Raw genomic sequence first — 545 nt, 5'->3', positions numbered from 1 at the left:
GATCGTGGATTCGATCTCCTCTTGGTCGACTTCCGATCCGCACGTCCAACAGACGACCTGCTCGTCGGCAAGGAGTTGGTCGGTGACGCTGCCACCACTCTCACTCGATTCTGAACCACGGAGTGCCTCGACAACGTCAGAGCACGTCCCAGAGAGCATCTCCTCGTTGAACTGAATCACCGACTGGAGTTCGTTGATGGTCGACTGGGTCTCTTGTCGGCGCGTGCGAAGTCGGCTGATTTCGGAATCGATTTCGCTAACCTGTCCACCGGCGACGTCCGGAAGCTCTTCAGCGTCTTCCTGCAATTCGTCCTCTTCGGATTCCAGTGCGTCGAGACTCTGCTTTTCAGTCCGGATTCGCCGGTCGACGTCGTCGAGATCGCGCCGCTTGTCCCGAAGTTCATCTAGTTTCGACTCGAGCTCGCTTTCGGCTTCTTGCTGTTCACTTACTGTTGCGTCGTACTCTTCTACCTCTCGTTCTTTCTCGGCGAGCTCTGTCTCTTTTTCGTCGATTTCGTCTTGCAGCTTCGTCCGACGCTGTTCGA

The 545-nt window shown here is 56.0% G+C and carries 1 pseudogene; it reads right to left on the bottom strand.

Annotated elements, in window-relative coordinates:
• Positions 1-545, bottom strand: a pseudogene (locus AUR66_RS22075) (archaea-specific SMC-related protein); the annotation flags it as partial.

The sequence above is a fragment of the Haloferax profundi genome, from assembly GCF_001469865.1.
GTDB classification, from domain to species: domain Archaea; phylum Halobacteriota; class Halobacteria; order Halobacteriales; family Haloferacaceae; genus Haloferax; species Haloferax profundi.
Note: the sequence above shows the minus strand (reverse complement) of the source record. Positions and strands in the feature narration are given on the sequence as shown.